Below are 6,000 nucleotides of genomic sequence, written 5' to 3'. Positions count from 1 at the left end.
TTGAGGTGGGGTTCGTTCATGGAATAGAACACCTTGGACTCGGCCGGGATTCGTTTTTCGATCAACCTTTTTGCAGTGGAGTCATTTTTGTTCTTTGTGTACCTCTTGCGGCGGTTTCTTTTTCGGATTTGCCTTCGACGGACCTTCCCCGGCTATGCAAACCATCCCTCTTCGGGGTATATTCCCTACCCGAGGACCGATTCGGCGGCACAGGAGAACAACCGCCATGGCTTCCCGGCAATTCTCCCTGCTAACAGACGACGACCTATACCTCTTTAACGAGGGCAGCCACACCCGCCTGTACCGCAAACTCGGCGCGCATCCGGTACAAGCGGAAGGGAAGGACGGAGTCTACTTCGCCGTCTGGGCTCCGAACGCCGAACGGGTGTCGGTCATCGGGGACTTCAACGATTGGGACGGCCGCCGGGATAAACTCGCCCCGAAAGGCTCCTCCGGCATCTGGGAAGGCTTTCTCCCCGGCGTGGAACGGGGGACGATGTACAAGTACCTCATCCAATCCCGAAACCACGGCTACCGGATGGGGAAACTCGATCCGTACGGTTTTTATTTCGAGGTTCCGCCGCGGACGGCGTCGATCGTCTGGGATTTGGAATACGCTTGGGGCGACCGGGAATGGATGGAAGCCCGGGCCGGCCTCGAGCTGCAAAAACGTCCGGTCTCGGTGTACGAAATGCACATCGGTTCCTGGCGGCGGGTGGCCGAAGAGGGCAACCGCCCGCTCTCCTACCGGGAATTGGCCGGGCTCCTTCCGGATTACATCCGGGAAATGGGCTTCACCCACGTGGAATTCCTCCCGGTGATGGAGCACCCCTTTTACGGTTCCTGGGGGTACCAGACCACCGGCTACTTCGCCCCGACCAGCCGCTACGGAACGCCGCAGGATTTTAAGCATCTGATCGACGTCCTGCATCAAAACGGAATCGGCGTGTTTCTGGATTGGGTTCCTTCGCATTTCCCGACCGACGAGCACGCCCTGGGGAATTACGACGGCACCCACCTCTACGAGCATGACGATCCGCAGCAGGGGATCCATCCGGATTGGAATTCGTACATCTTCAACTACGGCCGCCGCGAGGTGCGCTCCTTCCTGCTTTCCAGCGCCCTCTTCTGGCTCGACGAATACCACGCCGACGGGCTGCGGGTGGACGCGGTGGCGTCGATGCTCTACCTGGATTACTCCCGCAAGAACGGGGAATGGCGGCCGAACCCATACGGCGGCAACGAAAACCTGGAAGCCATTTCGTGGCTGCGGCGCTTCAACGAGGACGTCTATCGCGAGCATCCGGGCGTGCAGACCGTCGCCGAGGAATCCACCGCCTGGCCGATGGTATCGAAGCCGGTCTACCTCGGCGGGCTGGGCTTCGGGTTCAAATGGGACATGGGCTGGATGCACGACACGCTGTCCTACATCACCAAGGAGCCGGTCCACCGGCGCTACCACCACCGCGATCTGACCTTCCGGATGCTGTACGCCTTCACCGAGAATTTCATGCTGCCGCTTTCGCACGACGAGGTGGTGCACGGGAAGGCGTCGCTGCTGGCGAAGATGCCCGGCGACGACTGGCAGAAATTCGCCAACCTGCGTCTGCTGCTCGGTTATATGTACGCCATGAGCGGAAAGAAATTGCTGTTCATGGGCGGCGAGATCGGCCAATGGCGGGAGTGGAGCCACGAGGAAAGCCTGGAGTGGCCTTTATTGGAATACGGACCGCATCGGGGATTGCAGCAATGGGTCCGGGATTTGAACCGGCTGTACGCCGGAGAGACGGCGCTTCACGCCACGGATTGCGACCCGGCGGGGTTTGAATGGGTGGATTGCACCGATTCCGAATCCAGCGTGGTCAGCTGGATCCGCAAGTCCGCCGGCGGCGGCGTCCTCATGGCGGCCTGCAACTTCACTCCCGTTCCGCGCACCGGGTACCGCGTGGGCGTGCCTTTGGCGGGCTTGTGGCGCGAGGCGTTGAACAGCGACGCATTGCCCTACGGCGGGAGTGGCATGGGCAACGCCGGCGGATTCGACGCCGAGGAGATCGCTTATCACGGTCGGCCGTTTTCCCTCAACCTGACTCTTCCGCCGCTGGGAATCTGCTTTTTCAAGCATGAATCAAATTCATCCTAACCCCGTTTCCCCGCTTTCGACCGGGAAATCTCCCGCTCTTCCGTGCCCACTCCCCACTTCCGCGTATGAAAGCAGGGGGGATGGACTTTGTAGCATGGCGGTTCGACTTGTGTTGCACTGCGTCTTCGGTCGACCGGCGGATTCTTGCCAGGCCGATATCCTCTTATGGCCCATGGCGGGTATTTCTCTCGATTTGAAGACGGGGAGCCGGGAGCCGGGAGGGGGGATATGAATCGGTTCCTTTGCATCCACGGTCACTTCTATCAGCCGCCGCGGGAAAATCCGTGGCTCGAGGCGGTCGAAGTGCAGGATTCCGCCGCGCCGTATCACGATTGGAATGAGCGGGTGCTGGCCGAATGCTATGCGCCCAACGCCGTCTCGCGCATCCTGGACGAGAAGGAATACATCCGCAAGATCGTCAACAACTACTCGAACATCTCCTTCGACTTCGGGCCGACCCTGCTTTCCTGGCTGGAGGAAAACGCCGGGCCGGTCTACCAGGCGATCCTCATGGCCGATTGGGAGAGCATGCAGCGCTTCTCCGGGCACGGATCGGCGATCGCTCAGGCCTACAACCATATAATCCTTCCGTTGGCCGTCCGCCGCGACAAAATCACTCAGGTGGAATGGGGCCTGCGGGATTTCGAGGCGCGGTTCCGGCGGGCGGCGGAGGGCATGTGGCTGCCCGAAACAGCCGTCGATCTGGAAACTCTGGATCTGCTGGCCGAGCGCGGGATCCGCTTCACAATTCTCGCCCCGCATCAAGCGCGGCGGGTGCGGCCGGCAGAGGGGGGCGACTGGCGGGACCTTCCGGGAGGGGGCGTCGATATCACCCGCGCCTACGAGGTGGATCTTCCCTCCGGACGGACGATCGCCGTGTTTTTTTATGACGGCCCCATTTCGCGCGCGGTATCGTTCGAGGGATTGCTCGGGAGCGGCGACGCCTTCGCCCGGCGGCTGATGGACGCCTTCCCGGACGGGAACGACGGCCCGCGGCTGATCCACATCGCCACCGACGGCGAATCCTACGGCCATCATCACCGCTTCGGCGACATGGCCCTGGCTTATGCGCTCGATAAGGTGGAGAACGACGGAGGAGCCGCGCTGACAAACTATGGCGGATTCCTTGCCAAGAATCCCCCGCGGTGGAAGGTGGAGATCGCCGAAAACACTTCATGGAGCTGTCCGCACGGGATCGAACGTTGGCGGGCGGATTGCGGATGCCGTTCCGGACGGCATCCGGGGTGGAACCAGGCGTGGCGTGCGCCGTTGCGCGGGGCTATGGATGCGCTGCGCGGCGAACTCACGCCGCTCTTTGAGCGGGAAGCGGCCCTTTTCTTCCGCGATCCCTGGGAGGCACGGAACGAATACATCGCCGCGGTCCTGGACCGGTCGAAGGACTCGCTCGACCGATTCTTCCGGATGGTCCAATCCCGGCTCCTTTCCGGAGAGGAACGGATCCGGGCGTTGAAGCTGATGGAAATGCAGCGTCACGCCATGCTGATGTACACCTCCTGCGGATGGTTTTTCGACGATCTGGCCGGGATCGAAACCCTCCAGAACCTGCAATACGCCGCGCGCGCGATCCAATTAGCGCAGGAGCTGTTTGGCGACGGATGCGAGGAGCGGTTTACGGAGCGGCTGAAGGAAGCCCGCAGCAACGAAAAGGGCGGAATCGACGGCGCCGCAGCGTACGGGAAGGCCCGCGCGGCGCGGGTGACCCTTCCTCAGGTGGCGGCGCACTACGCGGTGGCTTCGTTTTATGAATCCTTCGGGGACCGCGCCTGCATCTCATGCTATTCGGTCGCGAGGCACCGGCAAAGGATTTTCGAAGCCGGACGGACGAAGCTGGCAGTCGGGCTGGTGACGGTCACCTCCGACGTCACCCGCGAGAGCGCCCGCTTGTGCTACGGCATGCTGCACTTCGGCGATCATAACTTCAGCGGCGGGGTTGGCCCCTGCCCGGACGGCGGGGCGATCGAGACCCTCGAACACGGGCTTTCAGCGCCGTTTCTGCGCGGGGAATTGCCCGAAGTCATTCGGGGCCTCGATTCCTATTTCGGCGGGGCCGCCTATTCCCTGGCCAGCTTGTTCCTCGACGAACAGCGCAAGATCCTGAATTTGGTGATCCAGGGGAACGTGGCGGAGGCCGAGGCGGTGTATTCCCAACTCTATGAGAAGCACGCCCCGTTGATGCGTTTTCTGCAGATGTTGGAGATTCCGCTGCCGAAGGCCTTTCAGGCGGCGGCCGTCGTCGCCATCAACGGCCGGCTGCGGAAAGCGTTCTCGGAAGCCGAATTAAACGACGAGCAAATCCGATTATTGCTGGAGCAGGCCAAGACGGCGGAGATCACCTTTGACGGCGAAGCGCTCGGATTCACCCTGCGCAATACCATCCACAGATTGGCGGCGGGCTGGTACACCGAGCCGGAAAACCCCGAGCGGCTGCGGAGATTGAGTCAGGCGGTGGATTTGGCGCGGAAGCTCCCCTTCTGGGTCGATCTCTGGAAAGCCCAAAACGTTTACTACGAGGCGTTAAAGAACACCTGCCCGCGGATGTCCGTGGAATCCCGCGGCGGAGGAAGGGCCGCCACGGAATGGGTGGATCGTTTTCTGGTTTTGGGAGAATTGCTCAAGGTGCGCACGGACGGGTCGGAATCGAACGAGCCCAATGCGGAATCCGGAAAGGGCTGATCAGTTCACCGAAACAGGCTTCTTCTACGCGGATGCATTCTCCGTCCCATAGGAAAGGGAAGATGTGTTCCGGGGAGGGAAAAAACCCGGCGGCCTTCCTCGGCGATCTCATGCCGTTCATCTTTTCAGCTACCGGTTATGGTTTTCCATATCGAGGTAAGCCCTATGCCGGGTTCCCGACCGGCCGGTTCGCCCGTCCAGCGAAGAATGTTGCCAAGAGCCGGACGCACCGGCCGTGCCGACTCGATGGGCCGATCGCGGAAGGTGCGGATCCGGCCGACGGACTGCATGCCCGTTCCGGTGAATTTCATCTCCGTTGATACAATGCCGCACCCGGCACTCCCCGGCGGAAGGTAAAAAGGCGGCATGACAAGGACCTCTGCTGGGGGAGGCGGATTGACCAACCCGGGAGGGTTTGGCTCTTATGATCCAAATAAGGCAATGTGCTCCGGAACGCAAAAAGGCGGGCCGAAGCCAAAAACCAGGCCGATTTACACTGCAAACGGAGGCCGAGTAAAACGATGCGGGGGGCTCGTTGACAGTCCGCATCGCCCCGTGGTTTAATCCCTCCGCTTTCAACCTTCCTCACCCCGGTATTCCCGTATGAAGCATGAACCCCCCATCCCCGGATGGGACATTCGAATCGGGATCCCGCCGGCGCTCGCGGTCGGTGCGGTCTCGGGTCTCCTCGCCTTGGCGGCGGTGATTGCGCAGCCGGGGGAATACCGAGCCGGCGCGCGGATTGCCAATACGGGGAATTATTCCGCCGACGAGGCGGAAGCGTTGGCGAAGGCGCCGGAGGTCGCGTCCGCAGCCGTCCTGCTGCCGGCGGTCTCCGGGTACAATCTGCAAGCGGACGATTTTCTGCGCGGCTCGGAGGTGGAGGAACTGCTCGAGACGGTCAAGCCGACTCCGCAGGAGGCATCCCTCCTCCTGACCGTCCGGGATGCCGATCCGGCCCGCGCGGCCGATCGGGCCCGAGCCTGGGCCCAGGCCCTGTGTGCGGCGTTGGAAGCCAGGGCGGCGGTGTCCGCGGCCGTATGCTACGAACCGGCGCCGGTCGATTCGGCGCCGGTGGAGGATTTCCTTTTCTGGAAAATTCTGACGGCGGCTTGGCTGGGGTCCGCGCTTGGATTCGGCGGTGCGTACCTGCAAGGCCGATGGAA

2 protein-coding genes are annotated in these 6,000 nt (G+C 62.1%); both read left to right on the top strand.

Annotation, left to right across the window (positions count from 1 at the left end):
- The first annotated feature begins 226 nt into the window (after positions 1–226).
- Positions 227–2,140, top strand: a complete 1,914-nt coding sequence (glgB, locus tag JW929_05895; protein ID MBN1438926.1) for a 1,4-alpha-glucan branching protein GlgB — start codon at positions 227–229, stop codon at positions 2,138–2,140.
- A gap of 228 nt (positions 2,141–2,368) precedes the next feature.
- A complete protein-coding gene (locus JW929_05890; GenBank protein ID MBN1438925.1) occupies positions 2,369–4,834 on the top strand; it encodes a DUF3536 domain-containing protein in 2,466 nt (821 codons plus the stop codon).
- Positions 4,835–6,000: the final 1,166 nt, after the last annotated feature.

The organism is Anaerolineales bacterium (assembly GCA_016928575.1).
Taxonomy (GTDB): domain Bacteria; phylum Chloroflexota; class Anaerolineae; order Anaerolineales; family RBG-16-64-43; genus JAFGKK01.
Note: the sequence above shows the minus strand (reverse complement) of the source record. Positions and strands in the feature narration are given on the sequence as shown.

Excerpts from the sequence above, each read along its gene's own strand:
- JW929_05890 (MBN1438925.1), top strand. The coding sequence starts at position 2,369 with ATGAATCGGTTCCTTTGCATCCACGGTCACTTCTATCAGCCGCCGCGG.
- glgB (MBN1438926.1), top strand. The coding sequence starts at position 227 with ATGGCTTCCCGGCAATTCTCCCTGCTAACAGACGACGACCTATACCTC.